General features: G+C 50.0%; 9 protein-coding genes. 6 read left to right on the forward strand and 3 right to left on the reverse strand.

The window, feature by feature from the left end; all coding sequences use genetic code 11:
- Window positions 1–54 precede the first annotated feature (54 nt).
- The 5 genes from NSQ24_RS04625 to NSQ24_RS04645 all read left to right on the forward strand — a co-directional run bounded on the left by NSQ24_RS04625 (window position 55) and on the right by NSQ24_RS04645 (window position 10,006).
- Window positions 55–4,971 (forward strand): collagen binding domain-containing protein, encoded by a 4,917-nt coding sequence (locus NSQ24_RS04625; protein WP_339167331.1) that lies wholly within the window; start codon window positions 55–57, stop codon window positions 4,969–4,971.
- A 203-nt stretch (window positions 4,972–5,174) separates the two neighbouring features.
- Window positions 5,175–5,489 (forward strand): metal-sulfur cluster assembly factor, encoded by a 315-nt coding sequence (locus NSQ24_RS04630; RefSeq protein WP_003389334.1) that lies wholly within the window; start codon window positions 5,175–5,177, stop codon window positions 5,487–5,489.
- Between the two features lie 510 nt (window positions 5,490–5,999).
- A complete protein-coding gene (erm, locus tag NSQ24_RS04635) occupies window positions 6,000–6,941 on the forward strand; it encodes a 23S ribosomal RNA methyltransferase Erm (RefSeq protein WP_031932074.1) in 942 nt (313 codons plus the stop codon).
- 404 nt (window positions 6,942–7,345) lie between these two features.
- The gene (locus NSQ24_RS04640) at window positions 7,346–8,113 is read left to right on the forward strand and encodes an ABC transporter ATP-binding protein (protein WP_003389331.1); all 768 of its coding nucleotides are present in this window, start codon (window positions 7,346–7,348) and stop codon (window positions 8,111–8,113) included.
- Window positions 8,114–8,125: 12 nt separating this feature from the next.
- Complete coding sequence (locus tag NSQ24_RS04645; protein WP_003389330.1) at window positions 8,126–10,006, forward strand: ABC transporter permease; 1,881 nt, start codon at window positions 8,126–8,128, stop codon at window positions 10,004–10,006.
- Between the two features lie 48 nt (window positions 10,007–10,054).
- Here the strand turns inward: NSQ24_RS04645 and NSQ24_RS04650 are convergent, their stop codons facing one another.
- The 3 genes from NSQ24_RS04650 to NSQ24_RS04660 form a co-directional block, all read right to left on the reverse strand.
- Window positions 10,055–10,708 carry a Crp/Fnr family transcriptional regulator gene (locus NSQ24_RS04650; RefSeq protein WP_003389329.1) on the reverse strand — a complete coding sequence of 218 codons (654 nt, stop codon included), beginning with the start codon at window positions 10,706–10,708 and terminating at the stop codon, window positions 10,055–10,057.
- Window positions 10,709–10,749: 41 nt separating this feature from the next.
- Complete coding sequence (locus tag NSQ24_RS04655; RefSeq protein WP_003389328.1) at window positions 10,750–11,397, reverse strand: Crp/Fnr family transcriptional regulator; 648 nt, start codon at window positions 11,395–11,397, stop codon at window positions 10,750–10,752.
- A 64-nt stretch (window positions 11,398–11,461) separates the two neighbouring features.
- Window positions 11,462–12,301: a methyl-accepting chemotaxis protein gene (locus tag NSQ24_RS04660; protein ID WP_003389327.1), complete on the reverse strand. Its 840-nt coding sequence runs from the start codon at window positions 12,299–12,301 to the stop codon at window positions 11,462–11,464.
- A gap of 430 nt (window positions 12,302–12,731) precedes the next feature.
- Between NSQ24_RS04660 and NSQ24_RS04665 the strand changes: the two genes are divergently transcribed.
- A complete protein-coding gene (locus tag NSQ24_RS04665; RefSeq protein ID WP_339167333.1) occupies window positions 12,732–13,772 on the forward strand; it encodes a TRAP transporter substrate-binding protein in 1,041 nt (346 codons plus the stop codon).

Genomic DNA, 13,772 nt, shown 5'->3' on the forward strand with positions numbered 1-13,772 from the left:
TGCTAGAGTCGTACGACCTTGCCAATTTAAACATGCGAGGTGAACGTAGTTAAGATGTGGCATCGAAAGAAGCTTTTATCTGTTTACTTAGTATTCGCTTTGCTGGTGAATCTCTTCTTGCCATCCGCGTTTGTCAGTGCCAATGAAGTACCGATGAACGCAGGAATCACCAGTGAAGAAGGTGCCCCAACAAGTGGCGAGGTGTCCGAGCCGGGAACGGATCAAGAACCAGGCGCGGAGAATCCAGAGCCAGGTGCGGAGAATCCAGAGCCGGGTGGGGAGAATCCAGAGCCGGGTGGGGAGAATCCAGAGCCGGGTGGGGAGAATCCAGAGCCGGGTGGGGAGAATCCAGAGCCGGGTGGGGAGAATCCAGTGCCGGGTGGGGAGAATCCGGAGCCGGGTGCGGAGAATCCAGAGCCGGGTGCGGAGAATCCAGAGCCGGGCACGGAGAATCCGCAGCCGGGCACGGAGAATCCGCAGCCAGGTACGGAGAATCCGCAGCCAGGCACGGAGAATCCGCAGCCAGGCACGGAAAATCCAGGAACCGGAACGAATCCGGTGCCAGACCCGCCACCGCCACCACCGCCACTACCCCCAGCACCACCTGTAGAGCCCGAAAAATCACCAGAGAACATCATAACAAAAGTGGCGATGAAGGATGAGGAAGGTAATAACATTACCGAGATTCGTCCTGATCAGGGATCAATGGTAAAGATCATCTTCGACTGGCATCTTCCGGAGGGGCACACCTATAAGGGTGGCGACACTTTTACCTTCGATCTGCCGGACAAATTTAAGGTAGACCGACTTTTGGATGGACCTCTCACGGGGGACGTAGGGACATTTGAAGTAACACCGGAAGGCACCGTTACCTTCACTTTTAGCGAAGATGTGGAGAATGACGAATTCGTCGGTACGTTTGAGGTTTGGCGAACCTTTGACGAAAGCAAATTTTCCGGGGGAACGAAGCAGCAGATCGAATTTCCGTTCGGAGAAACGATCAACGTTCATTTCAAAGCCAATATCCGGGAAGAAATGGACAAGCAAGGAACAGCCAAGAAAATGAACCCAAGCGAGATCGACTGGGTTGTCGATTTTAACAAGGGCGAGCAAAAGATTACAGGCGCGACCTTCCAGGATAGCATACCTGCCGGACTTGAACTCGTTTCTTCTTCTGTCGAGGTATATGAGCTGGAGGTCATGCTGGACGGAAGCGTAAGGCAGGGAAGTGCTGTGACGATACAGCCAACAGTCTCCGGCAATCAGTTCCAGCTGGTCTTTGGAGATATCGATAAAGCGTATCGCGTCAAGTACAAAACAAATATCCTTGAGGCCAAAAATACGACATACACCAACAATGTGTCGGTTACGGGCGGTTCGTACGCAAAGGACGATTCAGCATCCGTCAGTGTGGCATTCAGCGAACCGCTCGCGAAAAAGTCTCTTGATTACAAGTCTTCTACACAAACCCTCACTTGGTCCATTGAGTACAATTACAATGAGCAAGTGATCGCACCGGGAAGTGCCTGGATTGTCGATACCTTTGAAACTGAGCAGACTCAGGAATTCCTCAAGGACACACTGAAAGTCTACGAGGTTACCATCGACGAAAACGGTAAGGCGACCCGGGGAAACCAAGTGGCTTCTAATGAATACATCATAGACGATACGGTTCCAAACGGCTTTAAACTGGACTTTCCGAACGGCGTTCAGTCTGCCTATGAAATCATTTACGACACAAAAGCGAAGGACCGTGTTCGCAAGAGTGTCAATGTGACGAACAAGGCAGAGATGTACGATGGCACGACTAAACAGGCAACGAAAGGGATGTACCAGGTCATCTTTTGGAAGGACGCCAAAAACGAGGACATCAACTACAGCACCAAGACCATTCTCTGGAAGATGTATCTGAACTATGACAACTATCAAATGGACGAAGTTGTCATCACCGACCACTACAAGGGCCAAGGGATTGAGCTTGACAAAGATAGCCTGAAAATTTCCGGATTGACAGAGGGGACAGATTACACGATCGAGCCCATCAACAATTATCGCGAAGGGTTTACGATCAAGTTCAATCATCCGATCAGCACGAAAGTGGACATCGAGTACAAGACAAAGTTTGACCCGAACTACTTCAATGCCCATGACATTACCAACCATGGAAAGCTGACATGGCTTGAAAACGGAGTGTCATACGAGAGGGAAGATTCGGCAACGGTTTCCTCGGACCGTTACACCAAGAACAACGGGAATAAAACGGGGACGTATAACCCTAAAACGAAAACCATCACCTGGATCATCGATGTAAACTACAATCTGCAAGAGATTAACCAGGCGGTGATCAAGGATTTCTATCAGGGAGAGCAAACATTTGTCAAGGAATCCCTGAAGGTGAATCGTTTGAACCTCCAGGGTGGAGCCGACCAGGTAGAGGTTAAAGAAGAGCTGCCTAGCAGTGCGTATTCGTTTGAAGGCGGGCTGAAGAACAGTGAAGGTCACGAAGGCTTTGCACTGACGTTTAAAGATCCCATCGACTCTGCATATCGCATCACGTACCAGACGAGCCTGAAAGGCCATGAGGTCTTGGCAGAATACATGAACGATGCAACCATGAGCGATGGCGGCGGGCCGGCGTTGTTTGCCCAATCCGCTTCGGTGAAGCCAAAGCATGGTGGGGAGTATATCCTTAAACAAGGCAAGCAGGGAACAGGGGCAGATGCAGAAAATGCGTTCTGGACCATTTACCTGAATCGAAATCAGTCCTGGATCGATGCCGGTGCGAAAGTAACGGACAAGCTGTCTGACAATCAAGTGCTCCTTCCGGAATCCTTCCAGCTCTATCAGACGGTGGTGGATGCCAACGGGGTAGTGAGCAAAGGCGAACCAGCCGATCCCGCGGACTACGAACTGAAAGTTCTTACGCCAGCGGATGGGGAGCATAGCTTTGAATTGATCTTCAAAAAGCCGATTGAGAGCGCCTATATTTTGGAATACAAGTCGTTCATCATCGCGGAAAATGGAGAATACATCAAGAACAGCGCCGCTTTTGCCGGAAGAACGTCCCTGGCTGACGATGGCAGTGGACAAGGTGGAATCAAAGTCAGCTTGTCAGGAGCTGGCGGAGGGGCGTTCCCTGCTGGGAAAGCATTCATCAAAATCGTGAAAACGGATGCCGCATCAGGTGAATTATTGGCAGGAGCCACATTCGAACTGTATGACAAGACAGGCAAAATGCTGCTTGAAACGCTTGTAACCGATGAACAGGGAGTAGCAGTAACAAAGAAAAAATACAGCTTTAAAGAGTATGTACTCAAAGAAAAATCGGCCCCATCTGGGTATCTCGTCGATGAAGCGTACGCAAGCGGCAAATTGATTGCTTTCAAAGAAGACAAAGAAATTTCGGTTACAAACCAAAAAGGCGACTGGAGCTTTAAATTGACGAAAGTCGATTCGGAGGATGGCGAGAAGAAGCTCGAAGGCGCTGTCTTCAAACTCCAGCGGAAAAACGGCGATAAGTTTGAAGACGTTGCTGACCACACTTCGCTTGTAACTGACGCAAACGGAGAGCTCTATCTCGCGAAATTGGAGCCTGGAGATTATCAGTTAATCGAAACAAGTGCGCCGAAAGGGTACAAGCTGGATGAAACACCGATTCCTTTCACGATTCGGCCAAATCAGACTGCCGTGATTCCATGGACGATGAAGAATGTTGCGAATCGCGGTTCAGTAGAACTCGTGAAGGTAGACGAGTTTGACCATAACATTACGCTGGCAGGAGCGGTATTTGAGCTCCGCGATGCAGACGGCAAAACGCTGCAGTCGAACCTTTCAACAGATGAAAATGGCAAACTGGTGATACCAGACCTGAAGGCAGGAAAGTATCAATTTGTCGAAATTACAGCTCCAACTGATTATCTGGTCAGTCAGGAAACATTGGAGTTCGAGATCGTAAATGAAGGCGAAGTCGTACAGAAAATCTTTACGAACAAGCTGATCCCGGGTTCTGCAACACTGACCAAAGTCGATTCCAATCGACCAGACGTCAAGCTGGAAGGTGCGCAGTTCAGAGTGTTGGACGAGAACAAGAAGCCGATCCTGAGCGGACTGTCCACGGACAAAATCGGTGAATTGCACGTTCCAGATCTCAGACCTGGCCTTTATTATTTCGAGGAAACACGAGCACCCAGCGGTTATGTCATCAAAGACAGACTAACTGAATTCGAGATTAAAAAGAATGAGATTACAACCGTAACGATCGGGAACGTCCGCTACTCTGGCGGAGGCGGCGGTGGAACGCCACCGGTAGACCCACCCAATCCGCCGGTAGACCCGGAGAAACCGGAAAAGCCTGAGAAACCAGGCAAGGACAAGCCGGACAGACCGGATCGGGACGAGCCTGAAGAGAAACCAGAAATACCGGGCGTTCCGTCCAAGCCGTCCAAGCCTGGCGAGCCTTCCAAGCCGGAGGTGCCTGTCACGCCAACTCCGGTAGAACCAACACCGGAAAAACCTGTAGATCCAGCGCCGGTGACACCGGTAGATCCGGAGCCAACTACCCCAAGCCCGAGCGTGCCTACGAGTCCAACGAAGCCCGTTGAGAAAGTAGACAAGCCTGTCGGTTCGGTGAAAGTGCCAGAAGGCGGAACGCCAACCATCGGCAAACAGCCTAAGCATGGTACTGTCACAGTCGATCCGAGCGGCAAATGGGTATACACGCCTAACGGCGGTAAAAAACAAAAAGATTCGTTCTCGATTATTGTCAAAGATAAAGACGGCAATGAAGAGGAAATGCTGTATGAGGTAGATGGAGATGTTCCGACTGGCGGCATCCATCCGGACAAGGCAGCCAAAAAGGTCCTGCCGAAGACTGGAGAAGAGAGCCACCTCCCGCTTCAGTTGGCGGGAGCCGGCCTCATTGTTCTTGGAGCGTGGCTCTACAGAAGAACCCGTTCCATGCGCAACATGTAACGGAATTACGCACATTCAAACGGACATCAATAAACCATAAGCCTGCTTGGGGCTGTCTCGCAAGTAGTTGTACTGCTGGCGGGGCAGCCTCTTTTTATTTGCGGGAATGCTACGGCTTGAAGCATATGGATATGGAATCGCGCGGCCAATGCAATAAACAGGGCGACAAAGGAAAACCTATCCTCATGAAGGGGGATGGAATGATGGATGTAACAGAAAAGCTCTGGGCAGAGCTCGAAGAAGTGATCGATCCGGAAGTAGGTGTGAACATTGTCGATCTGGGCCTGGTATACGACATTGCGGTCGATGAGGAAAACAATGTGACTGTCACTATGACGTTGACCATTCCCGAATGCCCGCTTCGCGATATGATCGTCAGCAATGTGGAAGCCAAAGCCAAAAGCATTCCAGGGGTAGGGAACGTTCATGTCAACCTCGTTTTTGAGCCAAGATGGAGTCCGGCCCGAATGAATGACCGTGCGAGGGAAGAGATCAGAAATCGAAGGGCCCATGTGTAAGCGGCCGGGAAAAGTCTGAACAACAAGCTCCAAACAGCATGACAAAAAGCTCAAGCCTGACATACTTGAGCTTTTTGCCGCTTCACCAAAACGGGCGGTCCGATCAGGAGCCAACAGCAGCAGCGGATCAGTGAAACCCTGAAGATTTCTACACGCACCCTTTTTTGCACAGTGATATGCAAGATTGCTGGCCCGCGGAAGCAGCATAGAAAATAAATCGGGAATTCAAAGGAAAGAATAGACTTGTTCTTTCCCGTAAGTTACTCTATAACTTGAGTGCGCCCCGAAAAAACTGCACTCATGTAGAACGATGTTGCTAACCGATAGATGTACATCCTTTATGAATTCCCATTAGGGAGGACCCGATTTTATGTGTTGCATCGCATTCATGCGTACAAGGTAATGTAAGGTACAGAACATGTATAACCTGTCCATTTTTTTAGAAATGGTCCAGGTTTATTTGTGCTGTGCCTTTTTCATTCCCTACTACGAATGAATGAGGTGCTTTTTATGCCCAAAAATAGACGGACATCCAGGGGAAAATCCCGGATCTCCTCAAACTTCTCTGCACAACATTTGTTGATTAATAAACAATTGAGCAAAGACATGATCGACATGGCGAAGATAACGCCGAATGATACGGTAATAGACATCGGCGCCGGCAAAGGGGCGATAACATTCCCGTTGGCAAAAAGAGCGGCAAGAGTCATCGCTGTGGAGAACGATCCGGTTTTTGCCGAGAAGCTGCTCGATAAGATGCAAGGAGTAGCGAATATTCGGATGAACAGGCAAGATTTTTTACAGTTCAACCTTCCCAAAAGTCCGTTCAGTGTCGTAGCCAATATTCCATTCTCCATCACCACGCCGATACTCGGGAAGCTTCTGGACGACCCTGCTGTTCCGTTGCAGAGAGCCGTGCTCATCATGGAAAAAGGGGCGGCCAAACGGTTTACCAGTGTGCGGATTACGAATCCACGAATCCTGAAATGGCGGATGTGGTTTGATCTCAGGCTCGTCCGGACGGTATCGCCAGACCATTTCTCACCGCCCCCAAAGGTCGAGTCAGCAATAGTAACGATCTTCAGAAAGCAAAGTCCATTGGTTCCACTGCAAGCTCATGCAAGGTTTATGGCGTTGGCCACTTATATCCTCCAGCAGCCGCAAGCGCCTGTCTTTGCGGCCTTACAGGGAATTTTTACCCCTTCCCAAATCAAGCATGTGGTAAAAGCGTTGAGACTGGAGCGGAATCAAGCGGTGTCTTCTCTAAATGAGCAACAGTGGGGGGAGCTCTTTCACTCGATGCTCCGGTATGTTGACCCAAGCCGATGGCCGAAGGTGCCAAAGAAGAAGATGCCGAAGATTCCGAGGGCGAAGGCGCCAAAGATGCCAAAGCCAAAAATGCCAAAGATATCAAAGCCAAGGATGCTAAAAAACCCAAAACAAAAGAAATAATCTTTAAAACAAAGCAAGAAAAACACGAAAAGCGATAGGGATGAAAAAGGAGAAAAACGCGAAAGTCTTTGGGACACCTACCTAGGCGAAATGGAAAAAGCGGAACACTCTTTTAAGAGTCCAACCTTTGAAAAGCACCGGGAACCGGCTGCTTTTGGACGCGGTTCCGCTTTTGGAATGCAGCCGGCCAGTACAACCCTCGAGCAGGTGTCCCACCGTACTTTAAGCGGTTTTCTCCTTTTTCATCTCTCCACCCAAGCTCGAACAAAGTTTTCCTTACAAAACCGAAAGCAAAATGTAAGGTAGATCAATAGCTACTTGTCTGGAAACTGGTTACAGTTAATACAACGAGAAGCAAACCGACTGCCATTTGAGTTTCGGGAATAAGCTTGGGAGGAATAAATGTGAAAGCATCTGTACTTGAAGTCAGAGACGTTCAAAAAATATACGGAAATCGAGGAGAAAGTCAGTCGCATGCGTTGAAAGGAGTATCGCTGACTATCCAGGAAGGCGAATTTGTCGGAATCATGGGTCCTTCCGGCTCCGGAAAAACGACGCTGCTGAATGTCATTTCCACACTGGATCGCCCCACGGACGGATTCATTCAGATCGCCGGAACGGACATCACCCAGATGAAACAGAATCAGCTTGCGGACTTCCGTTCGCAAAAGCTGGGCTTCATTTTTCAGGACTTCAACCTGCTGGAAAACTTGACGGTGTATGAAAATATCGCCCTGCCCCTGTCGCTGCAAGGCGTCTCTTCGAGCGAGATTGCCCCCAAGGTGCACAAGGTGGCGCAAACGCTGGGGATTCAGGAGATATTGCAGAAGTACCCGGTCCAGATTTCCGGCGGGCAGAAGCAGCGGGCTGCGGCCGCACGTGCGCTGGTGCATGATCCGGCCATTCTGCTGGCTGATGAGCCGACCGGTTCGCTTGACTCCAAAAACGCGAAAAGCTTGCTGGAGACGATGACCGATCTGAACGAGAACCACGGCGTGTCGATCATGATGGTCACGCACGACGCTTTCAGTGCAAGCTATTGCAGGCGCATTCTCTTTATTCAGGACGGAAAATTGTATACGGAAATTCACCGGACACAAGACCGTCAGCAATTCTTCAAGCAAATCCTGGATGTACTTGCCGAGCTGGGTGCATCGCATGATGTGCGCTAGGAGGGAATGCACATGCTGTTGAAGCTTTCGCTTTCAAGTATGCGAAAAATGATGAAGGACTATCTGGTTCTCCTGATCGGTCTGGTCATCTCGATTACGATCTTTTACATGTTCCAGACGCTGGCGCTGAATGGTGACTTTACGAAACAAAATTCGGTGATCAGTTCGATCCAGCTCGTTTTTAATGTAGGCTCTGTTTTGCTGGCGTTCATTACCTTCTTCTATATCTTTTACGCCAACTCGTTCTTGCTGTCGCTCAGACGCAAAGAACTCGGGATGTATATGATATTGGGCGCGAAGAAGAGGAAGATCAGCCAAATCCTGTTTTTGGAAACGCTTGTGCTCGGGATCATTTCCCTGGTCATCGGCACCATCGCGGGAGCAGGGCTGGCGAGCGGGGTAGGGAGCCTGCTGATGAAGCAGCTCGATATCTCGCTTGAAGGCTACCAGCCCTTCTATCTCCCTTCCATCATGATGACGTGCGGGTTCTTTTTGGTGCTCTTTCTGCTGACGTCATCGGTCAATGCAATCAAGCTGGCCCGTACGACAGAGCTGGACCTCATCCGGGCCGAACAGCAAAATGACAGGGTACAGCGAAAGGGCTTCGCTACGGTTCTGCTTGCACTGATCGGCCTTGCCGGACTCGCAGCAGGTTATTATGCGCTTGTCCATATGGAAGAGCTCAGGGAAATCGGACTCTTCATCGCGGCATCAGCTACCACCATTGGAACCTATTTGATTTTCATCACCCTGCTGCCGGTGTTTGTAAATGCGTTGAAAAAGAATCGGGTGTGGAATGAGCGTAAACTAAATGCTTTCACATTCGCGCAGCTTCGCTTTCGCGTAAACAACCTGACAAAGGTGCTCGGAACGGTAGCGATGCTGATCGCGCTCGGCGTTGGGGCAATGGCTGGGGGCATGGCTTTTCAGAAAAACGTGAGCCTGATGGCGGAAATGGGAAAAGTCTATGACGTCATTATTCACAAGCCTGTGCCTGCAGACTATGAAGCCTTGAAAGCAATGACGGTCGAGGAACAAAACACGTACCGATACAAGGTGGATGATGCGGGGATTTACTACCTGAAGGACGATTTGCTGGCGGATCCGCCGCTAATCAACACGATCGGATTGGAGGACTACGATCCGGACAACCGGGTCAAGCGCGTGTCAACGTCTCTCCCGTCCAAGGTGTACAGCGTGTATGATCATCCTGAGGAAAACCTGGGGCCGGACATCGAGTCGATGCCCCCTGACTGGCAGGAAGCGGTCACGGGCGAATTTATCAACAGCTACGAGATGATCAACGGCAAGGCAGTCCGCATCGTCGATCAAACGACGTATAGCGGTATCCAGGGAGAAGAGCGCTCGGTCGTGCTCGCCAAGGTGGATGACTTTTTAAAGTACAAGCAGGAGCTGAAAGAAATCGATGAGCGGCAAACCCGGTTGTATGCTGATGAGACTGGAGCCGAGGGTCCCCAGCTTTATTCGAAATACACCACATATGCCAGCCTCTATGCCTTTACGAGCGGGACGATGTTCATGGGCTTCTTCCTCGGAATTGCCTTTTTGGCGATGATGGCTAGCTGCCTGATGTTTAAAATCCTGTCCGGGGCTACCCGGGACAAAGACCGCTACAGCATGCTTCGCAAAATCGGAGTTCGCCAGGAATGGCTTGTCGGTTCGATTTACAAGGAGCTGTTCGTCGTCTTCGTGTTTCCTGCCCTGATCGGTCTGGTTCACGTTCTCGTAGGGATGAACATGTTCTCGTTTATCCTGGAAGAACCGTATGTGGGCATTTGGGTACCGATCAGCATTTTCCTGGTCATCTACACATTTTACTATTGGATTACGGTACAGCTTTACAAAGGAATTGTCCTGCCGAAAGAAGCATAAGCGAAAATCCCCCGATTTCCCGGGGGTTTTTTTATGGAGGGAAGCGGCCTACTGCCAAAGGCTCATTCCCTCCAACTCCCCGGTTTTATAAGCAATTTCCCTGATCTTTTCGACATCTGCAATGCGAATCGCACCGCGGTTGGAAAGCTCGATCAGCCCTTGCTGCCGCCATTTTTGCAAAATCTTGTTTACGGTAATGCGGGAGGTGTCGATGTAGCGGGCAAATGACGTTTGATCGATCGGGACGTTTTCATTTTCATGAACGGTGTATAGTCTGATCAAATAATGGGCCATCTGCTGTTCGACCGGACAGTCCTGGAATGCGATGATTTCAGCCAGCAGCCGAACCTTGTATATTTGCGAATTGGTAAAAAGGACGGCGGCCTGGGGGTGATCTTTGCATATATTGGACAGCGCTTCATCGGAGAAGAAGTACAAAACGGAAGGGGAGGTGGTGATGGCGGAAGTCACGTAGGGCCCTTTAAAGGCCCCGTGCTCGCCAGACAATCCGCCGGTTGGCACGTAGTCGATGGTGCGCTCGTGTCCGTTCGCGGATAAGAGGATGATTTTTAAACCGCCGCGATCCAGGTAGTAAAAACCGTTTCCCTGTTCGCCCTGGCGATAGACGGTGGCGTTCTTTTTATACTCCAGCTTTTGGCCATACATCAAAAACGGGGCCCATTTGTAGCGCAGATTGGTCATGGCGATCTCCTTTTCTCGTGATCTGCCTTGGACAGCGGAAGCTAGACAGTCAACGCCGTCTGGGTGTATCGATACGGATAGCGGAGCAATTCCGGTTTCTGGATGACAAAGGTCCGGTTTTTGATCTCGATAATTCCGCTTTCTTTCCACTGCTTCAGAATCTTGTAGACGGTGATCCGCGTCAGACCGGCACAGTCGGCCAGGTCTTGCTGGGTGAGCGGAACCTCGTAGTTCTTAAAATCATCGCAAAGATTCAAAAGAAGGGAGGCGATCTGTTCTTCCGAAGTAAGCGCTTTCATGTTGATGGCAAAAAGGAGAATACGCAGTTTCTGGCTGACAGTTTGTGTGAACAGCGAGAGCAATTCAGGTTGAGCCTTGAGCATTTCTTGAAATTGGGCACAGGAGAAGTGGTAGACGACCGAGTTCTTTACGGCAACGGCTGTGGTGAAGTGCGTATGACGATCCATGGATTGGACGCCCATGATCTGGCCGGGAACGACGATGTTTAACAGACGGTCATTCCCTTTTGCCGTTGTGGAAATGATTTTTACGAGACCTTTATGGAGGTAGTAAAAACCTTCTCCCATCGTGCCTTGCTTGTATATGATCGTTTTTCCTTTACAAAATTGCCGGGTCCCGTACTTCAGGAACGATTCCCATTTCACATCGGTTTCAAACGGAGATACCATATCGAACACTCCTTACAATTGGAATTGTGGATGCTCGAAAAACGGGCTCGGTTGGCGGTTTCGACTACCCGGTCGGGGAGCTTGAGTGAATTTTTGACATCTGCTGGAGCAGGGTGGCTTCCTGGTTTACTTCCTGTATGGCCGAAGCCAGCTCTCTTATGCCTTCTGTCTGTCCCTGGGTCAGATTCTTCGAGTCCAGGACCATTTCCGAGATCGAGGCCATTTCTGCTTGGAGTGAAGAGAGGTTCTGAGAAATCTCTTTGGCAAAATCTCCGGACATCGTTGCCAAACGGCGCATTTCTCCGGCGACGATGTTGAAGCCTCTGCCGTGTTCGCCAGCCCGTGCGGCCTCAATCGAGGCATTCAGGCTGAGAATTTCGGACTGCTTGGCAATCTGCGAGATCGATTTCAATACGGTAAAAGTCGTTTTCAACTGCTCCAGCATCCCGGTCGTGACGGTATGCAGTTTTTCGCTGTGCAAGGATAAGACTTCAGAGCCTTTCTGCATTTCGATGGATTGTGCAGAAACCTCTTCGACGATCGACGACAAATGCCCGGCGATCTGTGTCAGCGTATTTTGTCGATCCAGGCCGACTCCAAAGACAAGGACACCGGCAATGATTCCATTTTCCTTGATGGGAAGTCCGCCGGCCAGATAGGCAATCCCGTATACGGAGGAATCCATGACTTTGCTGACGGGCATGCCTTGCTCCAGGATGTGCTTGGCAAGACTGCCCTCCTTGATCGGAGCGTGAGGAGACAAGCCAAACTGCAGGGTTTTTCCAGGAATATAGGTTATAAATTTTTCCCGATCCGTTACTCCCAGCGTAAAGTCTTCTTCAAAGCATAAGACCATTTTATGCATGAGAGAAGAAACGCGGACGACATTTTCCAACAGGCTCATTGCCTTCAAACCCCTTCACCAAAAACGTTTTCCGTATCGTTTTGCCACACCAATTCTAAATTTTCAGAACCTTCCACGGATATTATAGATGAAGAAAAAGAGTATTTTCAATCTATGGAGCATGGACAAAACAAAAAAACAGAAATCATGTTAAATGGTTTACATTCAGATGCGATATCAAGCCGTTTTTTGTCAAAAAATGTGGTTGAAACGTTAAGCGCTTTACAATACTCCAGCTTCCCATTTAGTAAAATCATAGCACCGTCCTTTTTGCCTGAAACGGAAAGCGGGCACAAAATTATCGAAACATTCCGATATTGGATAGGGGGTAAGGGAACTATCCGGCGAAACGATCCGGCAGGTTAGACGAAAGCAGCTTGTTCAATGATTCATGAATGGGTTCGTACATGAAAAAATGGAGGGGTAGTCAATGAAAAAGGTAAAAAAATGGGGGGCATCCCTTTTGACGGCTTGTCTGATGATTGTCATGACTGCAGGCTGCGGCGGAAATGCGGCGCCAAGCGGTACTTCCAATCAGCCTGCGGCAGCAGGCGGCGACTCCAAGCCGAGCTACAACTTCAAGCTGGCCCATATTACGCCGCCTACACACACATGGCATTTGGCGGCGGAAAAGTTTAAAGAAGAGTTGGACAAGCGTTCCGGAGGCCAGATGAAGCTGGAGATATATCCGTCCAGCCAGTTGGGAACGGAAGCTGACATGGTTCAGCAAATCGGTGCCGGTTCGGTCGATTTCGGCTTGATTACAGCGGCCTATCTCAGCTCCAGGTCTCCTTCATTTTCTGCCTGGTTTACGCCTTATGCATTTCCTGATCTGAAGGCGGCAAATGAAGCCAGGCATACGGACGTAGCCAAAAAAATTCTCGCGACACTGGAGCAGCAGGGATTGGTGGGCCTTGATTATTTATTCGCCGGGCAGCGCGTGATGCTGTTTAAAGACAAAGAGGTACTGAAGCCGGAAGACATGGCGGGACTGAAGCTGCGGGTCACCCCGAGCCCTCCGCTGCAGGATTTTTACAAGTTTGCAGGCGCATCGACGGAAGGACTGCCGCTGCCCGAGGTGTATTCGGCCGTTCAAACCGGCGTGATCGACGGAATGGATATGGACCTCGATGCGACCATCACCAACAAATACTACGAAGTCGTGAAGTACGGGGCTGTGACCAATCATATGGTGTGGCCTGCGGTCGCGATGGTCAGCAAAGGGACGTTCGACAAGATGCCGGATGAGGACAAGCAGATTGTTCGCGACGCCATTGCCGCGGCGGCTGATTTTTCCGCAACGACCAGAGCGGGGCAGGAAGAAGAGTTCAAAAAAACGCTCAGTGACAAAGGAATGAAAATCTATGAGATCGATCCGGCTCTGTTTGGTCCCATCATGAAGGAGTTTGACCAAAAATACGGACCGACCAACCCGCTCATCCAAGAGTTTATCGATACATTCCGCAAATAG

Origin of the sequence: Brevibacillus sp. FSL L8-0520, from assembly GCF_037963895.1 — a bacterium.
GTDB lineage: Bacteria > Bacillota > Bacilli > Brevibacillales > Brevibacillaceae > Brevibacillus > Brevibacillus borstelensis.

Bases quoted from the DNA above. Each gene is read 5' to 3' on its own strand.
- NSQ24_RS04625 (WP_339167331.1), top strand. From the start codon at position 55: ATGTGGCATCGAAAGAAGCTTTTATCTGTTTACTTAGTATTCGCTTTG.
- NSQ24_RS04630 (WP_003389334.1), top strand. From the start codon at position 5,175: ATGGATGTAACAGAAAAGCTCTGGGCAGAGCTCGAAGAAGTGATCGAT.
- erm (WP_031932074.1), top strand. From the start codon at position 6,000: ATGCCCAAAAATAGACGGACATCCAGGGGAAAATCCCGGATCTCCTCA.
- NSQ24_RS04645 (WP_003389330.1), top strand. From the start codon at position 8,126: ATGCTGTTGAAGCTTTCGCTTTCAAGTATGCGAAAAATGATGAAGGAC.
- NSQ24_RS04650 (WP_003389329.1), bottom strand. From the start codon at position 10,708: ATGACCAATCTGCGCTACAAATGGGCCCCGTTTTTGATGTATGGCCAA.
- NSQ24_RS04655 (WP_003389328.1), bottom strand. From the start codon at position 11,397: ATGGTATCTCCGTTTGAAACCGATGTGAAATGGGAATCGTTCCTGAAG.
- NSQ24_RS04660 (WP_003389327.1), bottom strand. From the start codon at position 12,301: ATGAGCCTGTTGGAAAATGTCGTCCGCGTTTCTTCTCTCATGCATAAA.
- NSQ24_RS04665 (WP_339167333.1), top strand. From the start codon at position 12,732: ATGAAAAAGGTAAAAAAATGGGGGGCATCCCTTTTGACGGCTTGTCTG.